This window comes from Thioalkalivibrio sp. ALJ12 (assembly GCF_000378305.1).
Taxonomy (GTDB): domain Bacteria; phylum Pseudomonadota; class Gammaproteobacteria; order Ectothiorhodospirales; family Ectothiorhodospiraceae; genus Thioalkalivibrio.
In genome coordinates this window covers 24,430-38,106 of the sequence record NZ_KB899538.1, presented here as the reverse complement: position 1 = coordinate 38,106, position 13,677 = coordinate 24,430, and the positions used below count along the sequence as shown (strand labels likewise).

At 68.3% G+C, this 13,677-nt stretch carries 13 protein-coding genes and 1 other RNA gene; 11 read left to right on the top strand and 3 right to left on the bottom strand.

Annotated elements, in window-relative coordinates:
- Nucleotides 1-98 precede the first annotated feature (98 nt).
- Complete coding sequence (locus F467_RS0100185; protein ID WP_018137992.1) at nt 99-725, top strand: glutathione S-transferase N-terminal domain-containing protein; 627 nt, start codon at nt 99-101, stop codon at nt 723-725.
- A complete protein-coding gene (locus F467_RS0100180; protein ID WP_018137993.1) occupies nt 722-1,156 on the top strand; it encodes a ClpXP protease specificity-enhancing factor in 435 nt (144 codons plus the stop codon). The genes F467_RS0100185 and F467_RS0100180 overlap by 4 nt, the downstream gene beginning before the upstream one ends.
- On the opposite strand, the gene F467_RS0100175 is transcribed toward F467_RS0100180, so the two are convergent.
- Genes F467_RS0100175 through F467_RS0100165 form a run of 3 tightly spaced genes read right to left on the bottom strand, consistent with a single transcriptional unit; the run spans nt 1,149 to nt 4,765 of the window.
- A complete protein-coding gene (locus F467_RS0100175) occupies nt 1,149-2,543 on the bottom strand; it encodes an FAD-binding oxidoreductase (RefSeq protein WP_018137994.1) in 1,395 nt (464 codons plus the stop codon). The genes F467_RS0100180 and F467_RS0100175 overlap by 8 nt on opposite strands.
- The gene (locus tag F467_RS0100170; protein WP_018137995.1) at nt 2,540-2,896 is read right to left on the bottom strand and encodes a YraN family protein; all 357 of its coding nucleotides are present in this window, start codon (nt 2,894-2,896) and stop codon (nt 2,540-2,542) included. The genes F467_RS0100175 and F467_RS0100170 overlap by 4 nt, the downstream gene beginning before the upstream one ends.
- Before the next feature lie 3 nt (nt 2,897-2,899).
- Nucleotides 2,900-4,765, bottom strand: a complete 1,866-nt coding sequence (locus F467_RS0100165; protein WP_018137996.1) for a penicillin-binding protein activator — start codon at nt 4,763-4,765, stop codon at nt 2,900-2,902.
- An 80-nt stretch (nt 4,766-4,845) separates the two neighbouring features.
- On the opposite strand from F467_RS0100165, the gene rsmI reads away from it, so the two are divergent.
- The 9 genes from rsmI to mraY all read left to right on the top strand — a co-directional run bounded on the left by rsmI (nt 4,846) and on the right by mraY (nt 13,676).
- Nucleotides 4,846-5,682, top strand: coding sequence for a 16S rRNA (cytidine(1402)-2'-O)-methyltransferase (gene rsmI, locus F467_RS0100160; protein ID WP_018137997.1), 837 nt, complete (start codon nt 4,846-4,848; stop codon nt 5,680-5,682).
- Between the two features lie 48 nt (nt 5,683-5,730).
- Nucleotides 5,731-6,077, top strand: an RNA gene (gene rnpB, locus F467_RS13240) — RNase P RNA component class A.
- A gap of 292 nt (nt 6,078-6,369) precedes the next feature.
- Nucleotides 6,370-6,810 (top strand): division/cell wall cluster transcriptional repressor MraZ, encoded by a 441-nt coding sequence (mraZ, locus tag F467_RS0100155; protein ID WP_018137998.1) that lies wholly within the window; start codon nt 6,370-6,372, stop codon nt 6,808-6,810.
- A 2-nt stretch (nt 6,811-6,812) separates the two neighbouring features.
- Nucleotides 6,813-7,742, top strand: a complete 930-nt coding sequence (gene rsmH, locus F467_RS0100150) for a 16S rRNA (cytosine(1402)-N(4))-methyltransferase RsmH (protein ID WP_038049515.1) — start codon at nt 6,813-6,815, stop codon at nt 7,740-7,742.
- Nucleotides 7,742-8,026 carry a cell division protein FtsL gene (gene ftsL, locus F467_RS0100145; RefSeq protein ID WP_018138000.1) on the top strand — a complete coding sequence of 95 codons (285 nt, stop codon included), beginning with the start codon at nt 7,742-7,744 and terminating at the stop codon, nt 8,024-8,026. Before rsmH ends, ftsL begins: the two co-directional genes overlap by 1 nt.
- Nucleotides 8,014-9,729: a penicillin-binding protein 2 gene (locus F467_RS0100140; RefSeq protein ID WP_018138001.1), complete on the top strand. Its 1,716-nt coding sequence runs from the start codon at nt 8,014-8,016 to the stop codon at nt 9,727-9,729. The genes ftsL and F467_RS0100140 overlap by 13 nt, the downstream gene beginning before the upstream one ends.
- Entirely contained in the window at nt 9,726-11,243 is a 1,518-nt protein-coding gene (locus tag F467_RS0100135) for a UDP-N-acetylmuramoyl-L-alanyl-D-glutamate--2,6-diaminopimelate ligase (RefSeq protein ID WP_018138002.1), read from the top strand. The genes F467_RS0100140 and F467_RS0100135 overlap by 4 nt, the downstream gene beginning before the upstream one ends.
- Nucleotides 11,240-12,613 (top strand): UDP-N-acetylmuramoyl-tripeptide--D-alanyl-D-alanine ligase, encoded by a 1,374-nt coding sequence (gene murF, locus F467_RS0100130; RefSeq protein ID WP_018138003.1) that lies wholly within the window; start codon nt 11,240-11,242, stop codon nt 12,611-12,613. Before F467_RS0100135 ends, murF begins: the two co-directional genes overlap by 4 nt.
- The gene (gene mraY, locus F467_RS0100125) at nt 12,594-13,676 is read left to right on the top strand and encodes a phospho-N-acetylmuramoyl-pentapeptide-transferase (RefSeq protein ID WP_018138004.1); all 1,083 of its coding nucleotides are present in this window, start codon (nt 12,594-12,596) and stop codon (nt 13,674-13,676) included. Before murF ends, mraY begins: the two co-directional genes overlap by 20 nt.
- Nucleotide 13,677 lies beyond the last annotated feature (1 nt).

Here is a 13,677-nt window from a genome sequence, read left to right as displayed (position 1 = left end):
GAACCGTCGCTGGCGGGCGCTCACGGATGAGCGCCCGCCGGTGTTATTGACCGTCTGCCCGGCGCGGCGTGCCGCACGACCGGGGTAGGGAGAAAGTTATGGCGCTGGTCGCCAATCGTCGTTCCGTAATGACTCTGTTTTCTGCTCACGACTGCGTGCGCTGCCATCGCGTGCGTATCATCCTCGCCGAGAAGGACATCGCGGTGGATGTCGTCAACCTCGGGCCGGACGAGCTTCCCGAGGATCTCTCCGATCTCAACCCCTACAACGAGGTGCCGACCCTGGTGGATCGGGACCTGGCGCTGTACGGGACTCATGTGATCACCGAGTACCTGGACGAGCGTTTCCCGCATCCGCCGCTGATGCCGGTGGACCCGGTCTCCCGTGCGGCCGCGCGGCTGGCGCTTTATCGCGTCGAGCGCGACTGGTACGAGGGGTTGGATGCGGTGAAGAAGGCGTCCGGGGGCGGGCTGACCAAGGCGCGCAAGATCCTGCGCGAGAGCCTGATGAACTCGGCCGAGATCTTCGAGCTGAAGCCGTACTTCCTGAGTGACGAGTTCAGCATCGTGGATTGCGCGATCGCTCCGGTCATGTGGCGTCTGCCGTCACTGGGGATCGATCTCGATTCTCTGCCGACTGCGATTCAGGAATACGCGGATCGCGTCTGCAAGCGGGAATCCTTCCAGATCAGTCTCACCGAGGCCGAGCGCGAGCTGAGGCTGTGACCTCTTCGCGTCCCTATCTGCTCCGGGCTTTGTGGGAGTGGATCACGGATAACGGCTTTACGCCGCACATCCTGGTCGACGCCACGGTGGAGGGTGCGCTAGTGCCCGATGCCTTTGTCGAGCAGGGCAAGATCACGCTCAACATTGGCCCGTCTGCGGTGCAGGCGCTGAATATCGGGGACGAGGCGGTCGCCTTTTCCGCGCGTTTTGCCGGCAGCCCGATGGACGTCTACGTGCCCACGCAGGCGGTGCTCGCCGTCTATGCGCGCGAGAACGGGCAGGGGATGATGTTCGGCAGCGAGCCGGGACCAGGGCCGGAAGATGGCCCGGGCGGCGACGGACCAGACGACTCGGGTCCCGCGGGTTCGGATCAGGACGGGGACAAGCCGGCCGCCAAGCGCAAGGGTCCCGCCCTGAAGGTCGTCAAGTAAGCCCAGTGATGTCCGGCCCCGGCGCCTTGCCGGGGTTCAGGATGTTGTCGGGATCAAAGCTCTGTTTGATCCCGGCCATCAGGTTCAGCGCCACGGGATCGATCTCCCGGCCCACAAAGGCGCGTTTCACTAGCCCGATCCCGTGTTCGCCGGACAAGGTGCCACCGAGGCCCAGCACCAGGGTGAAGACCTCGTCCAGGCAGCGTTCGGCGGCGGCGAGCTCCTGCGGGTCGTCCGGGTTCACCAACAGATTCACGTGGATGTTGCCGTTACCGGCGTGACCAAAGTTCACGATCTTGATCGCGTGCGCCTGGGCGAGCCGGTCGAGGCCCGCGATCAGGTCGGGGATGCGCGAGACGGGTACGACCACATCCTCGTTGATCTTCTTCGGCGCGACGGTGCGCAGCGCCGGCGAGAGGGCCTTGCGCACGGCCCACAAGGCCTGGGCCTCTTCCGGGGTGTCCGCGCTGATGGTCTGCAGGCAACCCTCGCCATCGGCGGCGCCGCGGACGCCGCGCGTCGTCGCGTCGATCCCGGCCGCGGTGCCGTCCGTCTCGATCATCAGGATAGCCCCGGCGTCGCGGGGCAGTGGGCAGTCGGGGGCATAGTCACGAATCATTGCGATCGCCGAATGGTCCATGAACTCCAGGGCCGACGGGACCTCCGCGCGGCCCATCAGTCGCGACACGGCGGCGGCCGCGTCGCCCACGGTACGATAAATGGCCTGAATCAGGCGCGTCGCCTCGGGTTTCGGTGTGAGGCGCAGCGTGGCTTCGGTGATCACGGCGAGGGTCCCTTCGGACCCGATGAGCAGCCGGGTGAGGTCATACCCGACGACGCCCTTGGTCGTGTGCACGCCCGTACGGAAGGCCTCACCGGTGCCCGCGACCGCCGCAAGCCCGAGGGTGTTGTCCCGCGGCGTGCCGTACTTCACCGCATGGGGGCCTGCCGAGTTGTAGGCCAGGTTGCCGCCGAGCGTGCAGTAGGCGCTGCTCGTGGGGTCCGGGGGCCAGAAAAACCCGAGGGCGCCTGCCGCTTCCTGCACCTCGCCGTTGGTCACTCCGGGTTCCGCGATCAGCCAGCGGTTCGCAGGGTCGACCTCCAGAATCCGGTTCATGCGCTCGAACGACAGGACCAGTCCGCCGTGATCAGGGACCGCCGCTCCTGTGGTGCCGGTGCCGCGTCCGCGGCAGGTCACAGGCGCCCCGAGGCGCCGACAAAGTCGAATGAGTTCGGCGACGGTCTCGGCGTCGCGGGCGAAGGCGACGGCATCCGGCGGCGCGTGCAGCTTGGAGTTGTCCGCGCCGTAGGACCAGCAATCGGCCGGGTCCAGCAGGCGGTCTTCGGCGGGAAGGAGTTGCTCGATCTCGCGTGCCAGCGGTGTCATGACGGGTCCCCCTGAATGGCGTCGGGCAGCCATTCGATCGTGTCGTCGCCGTCCAGCAGCACGACATCGAAGCGCACGGGGCCTTGCCAGCGGCTCTCCTGCAGGTAGCCCTCGGCCGCCCGCAGCAGGCGTTTGCGCTTGCCGGAATCGATACTCTCGGCGCTGCCGCCAAAGCCGCGGTGGCTACGCTTGCGCACCTCGACGAGTACCAGCGTGTCGCCCTCGCGTGCCACGAGGTCCAGCTCGCCCCAGGGGCGGCGCACGTTGCGCGCCACCAGGGTGAGGCCTTGCCCGGTCAGGTAGTGCGCCGCACGGTCCTCGGCGGCCTGGCCGGTCACGCCCGGGCGGAACATCGGTCAGCTGCCTTCGCTGGTGGACCCCAGCTGGCGTGGTGCGCCGCTCTCGAAGCGCGCCCAGACCGGCTCGCGCACCCAGTCCCCGCTGATCGGGTTCAGTGACCAGGTGCCGGACCCGCCGACGATTTGATGGTGGCTGGCCTCGCGTACCGCGCGATCATGCAGGCTCAGCCGCATCGCATCCATGCCCAGCGCGACGAAGCGCGGGAGCTCGTCAGTCGCCCCTTCGGCCATTTCGCCGTTCAGCGGCTCGATGGTCGTAAACAGGTAGGGCGCGTCCGGGAAGACGATGCCGTTGAGATCGCGGTCGCGATTGGCATCCGGCTGTCCGGCGTAGATATGAGGCGTTGCCATGATCGGGAGTTGACGCGCGCCGTGGAAGTGCAGGTAGGGCACGAGCTGGCGCATCTGGCGCGAGGTTCCGGTCACGAACAGGTGATCGGCATCACCCCGAACCTGGGGGTCGCCTTCCAAGTTTAGCCCGGTACGGCGGGCGACGTCGCGAATGCGCGCCTCGCTCTGCTCAATCCCTAGCGCATTGCCCACGCGGGCATTGATGTCCTCGGCGTCCGGCCGCAGGCGCACGATATCGCGCGGCCGCAGGCCGTGGTCGGCGAGCGCATCCTGGTAGGCCTCGGCAATGCGGTCGCCGAACTCGCCCTCGGGCAGGATGACCAGCGGGTTGCGCCAGCCCGTACGTACCGCGCGATCCACCACGGCGTAGGCGTCCTCTTCCGGGTTCAGCGCCAGCGTGCCGAAGGCCCCGTTGCCGCCGAGCTGTGTGCGGTTGAGCAGCAGCGTCGGGCGAGTCTCTTCGCTCGCAGCCACTGCGCGTACCGCATCGCGGTTGAGCGGCCCGATGATGCGGTTTACGCCGTCTTCGACGCCGCGCCTGTAGAGGTCTGCTGCCGTGTCAGGGTCGCCGCGTGTGTCGCGCACCACCAGGCGGCCGTGGCCCCCGGTCTCCGCGTAGTAGGCGCGCGTGATGCCGTCGAGGATTGCATTGCCGAGCTGGGCGAGATCACCGGACAGCGGCAGGAGGACCAGGATCGTTTCCGGCGCCTCGGGCTGGAGCGGGTGACTTGCGACCAGTTCCGGGAGCAGGCTGTTGGCCGGGTGCGACGGATAGCGCTCGCGCCACTGGCCAGCCACGCGGCGGGCGTCTTCTTCCGAATTGACACTGCGCAGTCCGCTGAACAGCCGCACCCAGGGCTCGGCATCCGGGTGTTCGCCCGCCGCCAGGCGGTCACGCTGTGCGGGTCGAAGCGCCGAGAGCAGGCCCCAGATGCGTTCCTGGTTAACGGTCTGGTCATCGGGCTCCAGCAGGAGCAGCCCATCCAGGCGCAAACGGGCGTCCAGCGCCTGATACCATTCACGCTCATGCTCCAGCAGGCGTGCATGCAGGGCCAGACCCTCGCGGTAAACCTCGGGCGTACGGGTCTCGTCGTCCGGGTCATCGGCGCCGAGTCGCTCGCGCGCAGTCTCCCATTCGCCACGGGTGGCCGCCAGGCGGCCGCCACGCACACGGTCCGCCAGCGGTTCCCGGTGCTGGGCATCCAGGTCGCGCCACAGCGCGTCCGCGCGGTCGACCAGGTCGCCGTCGGGGTCGTCCAGGCTCAGGACCGCGTCGATCGCCGCGCGCACGTTGTCCGGCTGCGGGTCCGCCCAGGCCTCGCTGATCAGGATCGGCGCCTGCTGCTCGGCCGGCAGGTCAACGATCTCGGGTCGTTCCTCCTCCGGGTCCGGGGCGGGGGTTGGGTCCGGGCGCGGGGTCGCGCAGCCGGCGAGGATTGCACCGGCGAGCAGGCTCAGGGCCAGGCGGCCCCGGTGGCGCCCCCCGGCGGCTGGAGAGAGGTATAGGTTCACGATAGCGAGATGCTCAGCGTATTGGGGAGTCAGTATTGAAAGCGCATCAGGTTGTGTCAACGAATTGCGGCACGTTATGGGTGGTTGCCACCCCGATCGGCAATCTGGCCGATCTCAGCCCCCGTGCCCGTGACGTGCTGGCGCGCGTTTCGCGTATCGCTGCGGAGGATACGCGACACAGCGGCGGGCTGCTGGCGCATTTGGGGGTGCAGACCCCGCTGGTCAGTCTCCATGAGCATAACGAGCGCGACCGGATCCCCTCTTTATTGTCTGCGCTGGAGGCGGGCGACGATCTTGCGTTGATCTCGGACGCCGGTACGCCGCTGGTATCCGATCCCGGCTACCGGCTGGTACGAGCGGCCACGGAGGCGGGGCTGCCGGTGCGCGCGGTGCCCGGCGCCAGCGCCCCGCTCGCGGCGCTGGCCGTCGCCGGCCTGCCGTCCGATCGTTTCTGCTTCGAGGGTTTCCTGCCGCATGCTGGTGGGGCCCGCCGTCGCCGCCTGGAGACCTTGCTGGCCCAGCCGGTGACCACAATCCTGTTTGAGTCCTCGCATCGCGTACGCGCCGCTGCCGACGACCTGGCCGCACTGGAGCCGGAGCGGCTGGTGTTCCTGGGGCGCGAACTGACCAAGCAGTTCGAGGAACACTATAGAGGAGCCGCTGGCGAGCTCCCGACCTGGCTCGATGCCGATGCCAATCGTCTGCGGGGTGAGTTCGTCCTGATCCTCGCGCCGGCACCGCAGGCGGCCGACCCGGAGTCCGAGGATGCCCCGCTGGCCGACGAAAATGAACGCCTGCTGGGGGCCTTGCTGGGGGAGCTCCCGCTGAAACGTGCGGTGCGGGTCCTCGCCGATGCCACCGGACTGCCGCGCAACCGTGTCTATGCCCGGGCCCTGCGTCTGAAAGACAAGCGTTGATGGGGTTTTTCCTTGCGTTGTTGCGGGTGCCGGCGTAAAAGGACCGCGGGAGCTGGCCTGGCAGTCGCTGTATCCACTGGATACGGAGGAAAGTCCGGGCTCCACAGGGCAGGACGCCAGGTAACGCCTGGGCGGCGCGAGCCGACGGAAAGTGCCGCAGAAAATATACCGCCGATGGCCTTCGGGCACAGGTAAGGTTGAAATGGTGCGGTAAGAGCGCACCGCACGGCTGGTAACAGTCCGTGGCAGGGTAAACCCCGTCCGGAGCAAGGCCAAATAGGGGTGCATGGTGTGGCCCGCATCGCACCCGGGTAGGCTGCTCGAGGCGTCCGGTGACGGACGTCCCAGATGAATGACTGTCCACGACAGAACCCGGCTTACGGCCGGCTCCCACTTTTTCCCACCTTTGCGGCCCCATCCGTGGGCCTGTGTCTCTCCGTGTCGGCGGTTCTTGCCGAAAAATAGTGAAGTAGTTTCTTAAGTGTGGCCCTCAAGGCGCGGCTTTTGGGGTCTTATTTTCTGGCTGCGCCGTCGCTGGGCAGGTGTTCGCTAAGTCTCTGTGATTCAACGCTTATTTTTGGTTTTTTCGGGTCAATTTTCTTGACTCCTGGAGATAGCCGTACCTATAGTGTCGAAAAGTGGGAAAAGGTGGGGAAAGGTGGGTGACCACCGCAACCGGTACCGGCCATGTTTCGAGGCGTAAGCCAACTCAATCTGGATGCCAAGGGCCGCTTGGCCATGCCTGCGCGCTATCGCGATACGCTGGCGGCATCCTGTGGCGGCCAGCTGGTGATTACCGTAGACCCCGACCGTTGCCTGCTCCTGTACCCGTTCCCCGAGTGGGAGCGCATCGAGCAAAGTCTGATGTCCCGCCCCAACATGAATCCGAAGGTCCGCAACCTGCAGCGCCTCCTGGTCGGCCATGCGACCGAGTGCGAGCTGGACGGTAGCGGTCGCCTTCTGCTGCCGACGCCGCTGCGCCAGTACGCCAGCCTCGACAAGCGGGCGGTGCTGCTGGGGCAGGGCAACAAGTTCGAGATCTGGGATGCCGATTCCTGGGATGCCCGTTGCGAGCAGGCGCTGGGGGGTGACGTGGATGACGACGCGCTCGAGTCCATTGCGTTGTGACCATGACGGAAAACGCCACTCATATCCCGGTGCTGCGCGACGCGGTGCTGGAGGGGCTGGCCGTGCGCGCTGACGGGTTCTATGTAGATGGGACCTTCGGGCGCGGTGGGCACAGCCGCGCGATTCTCGATCGCCTCGGCGCCGGCGGAAGCCTGCTGGCGATGGACCGGGACCCCGAGGCGGCTGCGGCCGCCTCTTCGTTTGCGGACGATCCACGCTTCTCCTTCGAGCCGGGCCCGTTCTCGGCGATGGCCGATACCCTGCGTCGGCGCTTCCCCGATCGTGCGCCGGATGGCGTGTTTCTGGATCTGGGGGTCTCCTCCCCGCAGCTGGATACCCCGGAGCGCGGTTTCAGCTTCCAGCACGACGGGCCGCTGGACATGCGCATGGACCCCACGCAGGGCGAGAGCGCGGCGGACTGGCTGGCCCGCGCGGAGCAGGACGAGATTGCGGATGTGATCTACCACTATGGCGAGGAACGCCATTCCCGCCGCGTCGCCCGCGCGATCGTTGCGGCGCGCGCCGAAGCCCCGATCACGCGCACCGCGCAGCTGGCCGAGATCGTGCGCCGCGCGGTCCCCGGGCGCGAGCCGGGCAAGCACCCGGCCACACGCACCTTTCAGGCCCTGCGCATCCATGTGAACCGGGAGCTCGAGGAGTTGGAGCAGTGGCTCGAGACGATCCCGGAGGTCCTGCACCCGGGCGCGCGGATGGTGGTGATCAGCTTTCATTCGCTTGAGGACCGCATGGTCAAGCAGGCGCTGCGTGGCCCGCGCCCGGACGCGCGCCTGCCGCGCGGGCTGCCGGTGATGCCCGAAACGCCCGAGCGCACGTGGCGCCCGATCGGCAAGCCCGTGCGTGCCGACGCCGAAGAGCAGCGCCGCAACCCGCGTGCACGCTCGGCGGTACTGCGCGTGGGGGAGCGCACCTGATGGTCTTTCGCGGCTTCATCCTGATCATCCTGGCGACCGGGGTCTTTGCCTCCGCCGTTGGGGTGGTGGCGGCCAAGCACGAGGCACGTCAGGCCTTTATCACGCATCAGTCGGAGCTTTCGGAGCGCGACGCGCTGAACCTGGAGTGGACGCAGCTGCAGATCGAGCAGTCGACCTGGGCGACGCAGGGCCGCATCGAACAGCAGGCGCTTGAGGAACTGGGCATGATCAAGCCCGAGCCGGATCGCATCGTGGTGATCGGGGGGCGCACATGGGAGCGCTGAAGCGCCAGGTCAGCCATGGCCGCCTGAAGGTGCTGCTGGTCGTCTCCGCGCTGGTGCTGGTGGCCCTGGTGCTGCGTGCAATCGATCTGCAGGTGCTCAGCCGCGACTTCCTGACGCAGCAGGGCGAGCAGCGTCAGGTGCGTACGCTGACCGAATCGGCCCATCGCGGCATGGTCACGGATCGCAATGGCGAGCCGCTGGCGATCTCCGCTCCGGTGCAGACCGCCTGGGCCAATCCCAAGGACTTGCTCGAGCAACGCGATCGCTGGCCCGAGCTGGCCGAGGCGCTGCAGGTCGACGCCGACTGGCTGGCCGAGCGCATCGAGGCGCGTGCCAGCCGGGAGTTCATGTACCTGCGTCGGCATATGCTGCCGGCCCAGGCGGAGCAGGTGACCGCCCTGCGTGTTCAGGGGCTTGGCCTGACGCGTGAGTTCCGGCGCTACTACCCGCATGGCGAGACGACCTCGCACATCCTTGGCTACACCGATATTGACGATCGCGGGCAGGAGGGCGTCGAACTTGCGTTCAACGACTGGCTGTCGGGCGCGCCGGGTGCCAAGCGTGTGCTGCGCGACCGCCACGGACGCACGATCCGCGATGTGGCCAGTATCCGCCCCGCACGCGACGGCCGCACGCTGCGCCTGACCATCGATCAGCGCCTGCAGTATCTGGCCTACCGCGAACTGAAGGCCGCGGTGGCGGAGCACGATGCCCAGGGCGGGTCGGCCGTGCTGCTGGATGCCCGTACGGGTGATGTCCTGGCCATGGTCAATCAGCCCAGCTTCAACCCGAACAATCGCGGTTCGATCCGCTCGGAACTCGCGCGCAACCGGTCGTTGACCGACAGCATGGAGCCGGGGTCCGTCATCAAGCCCTTCACCGTTGCGGCGGCCCTGGATGCGGGCATCATCGACCCCAATGTGACCCTGGACACCCGTCCCGGGACCATGCGTGTCGGGCGCCTGACCGTGCGCGACTTTCGTGACTATGGCGTGATCGACCTGACCACCCTGATCGCGCGTTCCAGTAATGTCGGCGCGACCAAACTGGCCCTGGACATGCCGCCGGACCGGTTCTGGCAGGTCCTGCACCAGGCCGGCTTCGGCCAGTCGACCGGGACCCACTTCCCGGGCGAGGTGAGCGGCCGCCTGCGCGACTTCCCGACCTGGCGCGAGGTCGAGCAGGCCACGATGGGGTATGGCTACGGCCTCTCCATTACCCCGCTGCAGATGGCTGCGGCCTATACCGCTTTCGCCAACGATGGCCAGCGCATCCCGGTGCGGCTGGTGCAGACTGCCGACGACCTGCGCGAGCCGGCGGGCGTGATGTCCCCGGAAACCGCCCAGCGCGTGCTCGCGATGATGGAGCACACGATCGGTTCCGAGGGTACCGCGCGTCAGGCCGCGATCGACGGCTACCGCATCGCGGGCAAGACCGGTACCAGCCGCAAGAGTGGCCCCGGGGGCTACACCGAGGACCGCTATATCTCCAGCTTCGTGGGCCTGGCGCCGGCCTCGGATCCGCGTTTCGTGATGGCCGTGGTGATCGACGAACCCAATGCCGGCACCTACTTCGGCGGCGCCGTGGCGGCGCCGGTATTCCGCAACGTGATCGGCTCGGCGCTGCGGATGTTCAACGTGCGCCCAGACGCGATGCCGGAGATCCCCATGCAGTTCGCCGCCGAACGCGAGGGCTCGACATGATGGCGGCGAATACGGTCCAGACCGTCACGACACTGGGCAGCCTGTGGCCCGCCGGGGCGCCGGCGCTGGCGCGCGAGGTCGCTGGGCAGCGTGTCACCGATCTCGTCCAGGACAGCCGCCGGGTGACCCCGGGGGCTGTCTTCGTGGCGCTGCGCGGGACGCAAGGCCACGGCCTTGCCTATGCGCAGACCGCGGCCGAGCAGGGAGCGGTGGCCATCCTGTGGGATGAAGCCGAGGCGGCCCCGGCCCTCGATGTTCCGGTGCTGCACCTCCGCGGTCTGCGCACCGCGCTGCCCGCGATCTGCGATGCCCTTTGGGGCGCCTGGCCGGCCGAATATCCCGTCGTCGCGGTGACGGGCACCGATGGCAAGACCTCGGTCAGCCAGCTGCTGGCTGGTGCCCTGGAGCAGATCGGTGTCCCCACGGGGGTCGTCGGGACGCTCGGTGTGGGACGCCTCGGAGCACTGGAAGACTGTGGTCATACCACTCCGGGTGTGATTGACCTGCGCCGGCACCTGGCGCAGCTGGCCGCCGACGGCTGCCGGGCGCTCTCGATCGAGGCCTCGTCCCACGGGCTCGAGCAGGACCGCATGGCCGGGCTGCCCGTGCGTGTCGCCGTGCTGACCCGGCTGGGCTCGGATCATCTGGATTTTCATGGCAGCCAGCAGGCATATGCCGACGCCAAGGCGCGGCTGTTCACCTGGCCGGGGCTGGAGACCGCGGTGCTCAATGCCGACGACGCCCTCGGGCAGCGCCTGATCCACGAAACCACGGCTGGGCGCACCCTCACCTACAGCGCCGTCGGGGCGCCCGCCGATCTGGTCGCGCGGGAGGTCGAGGCAGGCTCCGACGGCATTCGCTTCACGCTGGAGGCTGCGGGCGAGGCCTGGCCGGTGCAGGCGGGTCTGTTCGGGCTGTTCCAGGTCGGCAACCTGCTGGCGACGCTCGCCGCCCTGCGGGCGCTGGGTCATTCCTGGCAGGCCGCCGTCGATGCGGTGTCGCGTCTGCGCGGTGTCCCGGGGCGCATGGAGCGCTTCGAACTGCCCGGCGGGGCGTTGCTGGTTGTGGACTATGCCCATACCGAACAGGCCCTGGCGGCGGCGCTGGATGCCCTGCGCCCGCACACGGCCGGCCGACTGATCGTGGTCTTTGGCTGTGGCGGGGATCGCGATGTCACCAAGCGCCCGGCCATGGGGCGGGCCGCCAGTGCGCGCGCCGATCAGGTGATCGTGACCGACGACAACCCGCGTTCCGAAGACCCGGCCGCGATCCGCGCCGCCGTGTTGGCTGGCTGCGGTCGGCCCGAGGCCTGCCGCGAGCTGGGCGATCGGGAGGCGGCGGTGCGCGCGGCCGTGGCCGAGGCGGGCCCGGGTGACGTCATCCTGCTGGCGGGCAAGGGGCACGAAACCACCCAGCAGGTGGGTGCGCAGTTTTATCCGTTCAGTGATCGCGAGCTGGCGCGCCAGCTCGCCGCTCGGACGAACGCGGGAGACAGTGGGGGGGGTAGCCAATGATCCGGATGACCGGACAGGAACTGGCGGACGCCGTACGCGGCCGTCTGGAAAACGGCGACGGTGAGCGGGTCTTCGAGGGGGTGTTCACCGACACCCGGCAACCCCTCGAAGGGGGCCTGTTCGTGGCCCTGCGCGGCCCGCGCTTTGATGCCCACGAGCATGTCGCCGCCGATCTGCCGGCCGCCGTGCTGCTGGTGGAGCGCGTGCTGGATGTCCGGCATCCGCAGGTGGTGGTGGCCGATACCGGCGAGGCCCTGGGTCGGCTGGCCCAGCACTGGCGCCGCCGCAGCCGGGCGCGGGTGATTGCGCTGACCGGCTCCAATGGCAAGACCACGACCAAGGAGATGCTGCGCTGCATCCTCGAGGGCGTGGGCTCGGTGCATGCCACCCAGGGCAACCTGAATAACGAGATTGGGGTGCCGCTGACCCTGCTGGCCATGCCCGAGGACGCCGATTACGCGGTGATCGAGATGGGCGCCAACCATGCCGGCGAGATCGGACGCATGGCGCGCTGGACCGAGCCGATGGTCGCCATGATCACCAATGCCGGGCGGGCCCACCTGGAGGGCTTTGGCAGCCTCGAGGGCGTGGCCCACGCGAAGGCCGAGATCTACTCGGGGCTGCCCTCCCAGGGCGGCACGGCCGTGATCAATCTGGACGACCCGTTCGCCGACTACTGGCTGTCGCTGAACGAACACCACCATTGCCAGCGTTTCTCCCTGGAGGGCGGTGGCGAGATCGAGGGCATGTGGCAGGCCCCCGACCGTCTGCGCCTGACCATCCTGGGCGCCGGCCGCGACCTGCGCCTGGCCAGCCCGGGGCGGCATGTCGCCGCCAATGCGGTCGCCGCGGCCGCCGCGGCGAATGCGGTGGGTGTGGCGATCGACGCGATCGCCAACGGCCTGGCGCGCTGGACGCCGGTGCAGGGTCGTCTGCAGGAGCTCTGGCATGCCAGCGGCGCGCGCCTCTGGGACGATACCTACAACGCCAATCCCGACTCGCTGCGCGCGGGTCTCGAGGTGCTGGCCGCGATGCCCGGCCGGCGCATCCTCGTGCTGGGTGCGATGGGCGAGCTGGGTGCCGAGACCCCGGCGCTGCACCGGGAGACCGGGGCGCTGGCCCGCGCGATGGGTGTGGACTACTGCCTGGCCCTGGGCGAGGCCGCGCGCGACAGCGCCGAGGCCTTTGGCGAGGGCGGCGAGTGGTTTGCCGACCATGACGCCCTGCGGGCGCGCCTGGAGGAACTGCTGGAGGACGAGACCACGGTCCTGATCAAGGGCTCACGCAGCCAGCATATGGAACGCATCATCGAGGGGCTGGAACTGGCCCCGTCGGCGCGGGGGGCTGCGAATGCTGTACGCGCTGACTGAGTATCTCGCGCAGTTCTATAGCGGCTTCACGGTCTTTCAGTACCTGACCCTGCGCGCGATTCTTGGCGTGGTCACCGCGCTGGCGATCGCGCTGCTGATTGGCCCCGCGATGATCCGCCGGCTGACGGTTGGCAACGTCGGCCAGCAGGTTCGTGACGACGGGCCGGAGTCGCATCTGAGCAAGGCCGGTACGCCGACCATGGGTGGGGCGCTGATTCTGGTGGCGGTGGCGGTGGCTACCCTGCTGTGGAGCGACCTGACCAACCGCTTTGTCTGGATTGTGCTGCTGACCACGCTGGCCTTTGGTGCGGTTGGCGGCTGGGACGACTATCTGAAGCTGCGCTACGGCAACAGCAAGGGGCTCTCGGCCAAGGCCAAGCTCCTGTGGCAGACGCTGTTCGCGCTGATCGCCGCCGGGGTGATCATGGCCACCGCGCAGAGCCCGGTGGAGACCAGTTTCTATCTCCCGATCTTCAAGGATTTCGAGCTGCACCTTGGCTGGCTGTTCATTCCGCTGGTCTGGCTGGTCGTGGTCGGGTCCTCCAACGCGGTCAACCTGACCGACGGCCTCGACGGCCTGGCGATTATGCCGGCGGTGCTGGTGGCTGGGGCCCTCGGGGTATTCGCCTATGCGGCCGGACACGCGGTATTCGCGGATTACCTGCAGATCCCCGCGGTGCCGGGGGTGGGCGAGGTGGGTATCTTCGCCGCCGCGCTGGTCGGGGCCGGGCTCGGCTTTTTGTGGTTCAACGCCTATCCCGCCCAGGTCTTTATGGGCGATGTCGGGGCCCTGGCCTTGGGCGCGGCCCTGGGCATGATGGCGATCCTGACCCGCCAGGAGATCGTGCTCCTGATCATGGGCGGCATTTTCGTGCTGGAGACGCTGTCGGTGATGCTCCAGGTCACCTCGTTCAAGCTCACCGGCCGGCGCATCTTCCGCATGGCGCCGCTGCATCACCACTTCGAACTCAAGGGCTGGCCGGAGCCGCGCGTGATCGTGCGCTTCTGGATCCTGACCGTTGTGTTCGTCCTGATCGGTCTTGCGACCCTGAAGATCCGCTGAC

What these genes read in the sequence shown, in the direction of transcription:
- F467_RS0100185 (WP_018137992.1), top strand. Translation starts at nt 99, where the DNA reads ATGGCGCTGGTCGCCAATCGTCGTTCCGTAATGACTCTGTTTTCTGCT.
- F467_RS0100175 (WP_018137994.1), bottom strand. Translation starts at nt 2,543, where the DNA reads ATGACACCGCTGGCACGCGAGATCGAGCAACTCCTTCCCGCCGAAGAC.
- F467_RS0100170 (WP_018137995.1), bottom strand. Translation starts at nt 2,896, where the DNA reads ATGTTCCGCCCGGGCGTGACCGGCCAGGCCGCCGAGGACCGTGCGGCG.
- mraZ (WP_018137998.1), top strand. Translation starts at nt 6,370, where the DNA reads ATGTTTCGAGGCGTAAGCCAACTCAATCTGGATGCCAAGGGCCGCTTG.
- rsmH (WP_038049515.1), top strand. Translation starts at nt 6,813, where the DNA reads ATGACGGAAAACGCCACTCATATCCCGGTGCTGCGCGACGCGGTGCTG.
- ftsL (WP_018138000.1), top strand. Translation starts at nt 7,742, where the DNA reads ATGGTCTTTCGCGGCTTCATCCTGATCATCCTGGCGACCGGGGTCTTT.
- F467_RS0100140 (WP_018138001.1), top strand. Translation starts at nt 8,014, where the DNA reads ATGGGAGCGCTGAAGCGCCAGGTCAGCCATGGCCGCCTGAAGGTGCTG.
- F467_RS0100135 (WP_018138002.1), top strand. Translation starts at nt 9,726, where the DNA reads ATGATGGCGGCGAATACGGTCCAGACCGTCACGACACTGGGCAGCCTG.
- murF (WP_018138003.1), top strand. Translation starts at nt 11,240, where the DNA reads ATGATCCGGATGACCGGACAGGAACTGGCGGACGCCGTACGCGGCCGT.
- mraY (WP_018138004.1), top strand. Translation starts at nt 12,594, where the DNA reads ATGCTGTACGCGCTGACTGAGTATCTCGCGCAGTTCTATAGCGGCTTC.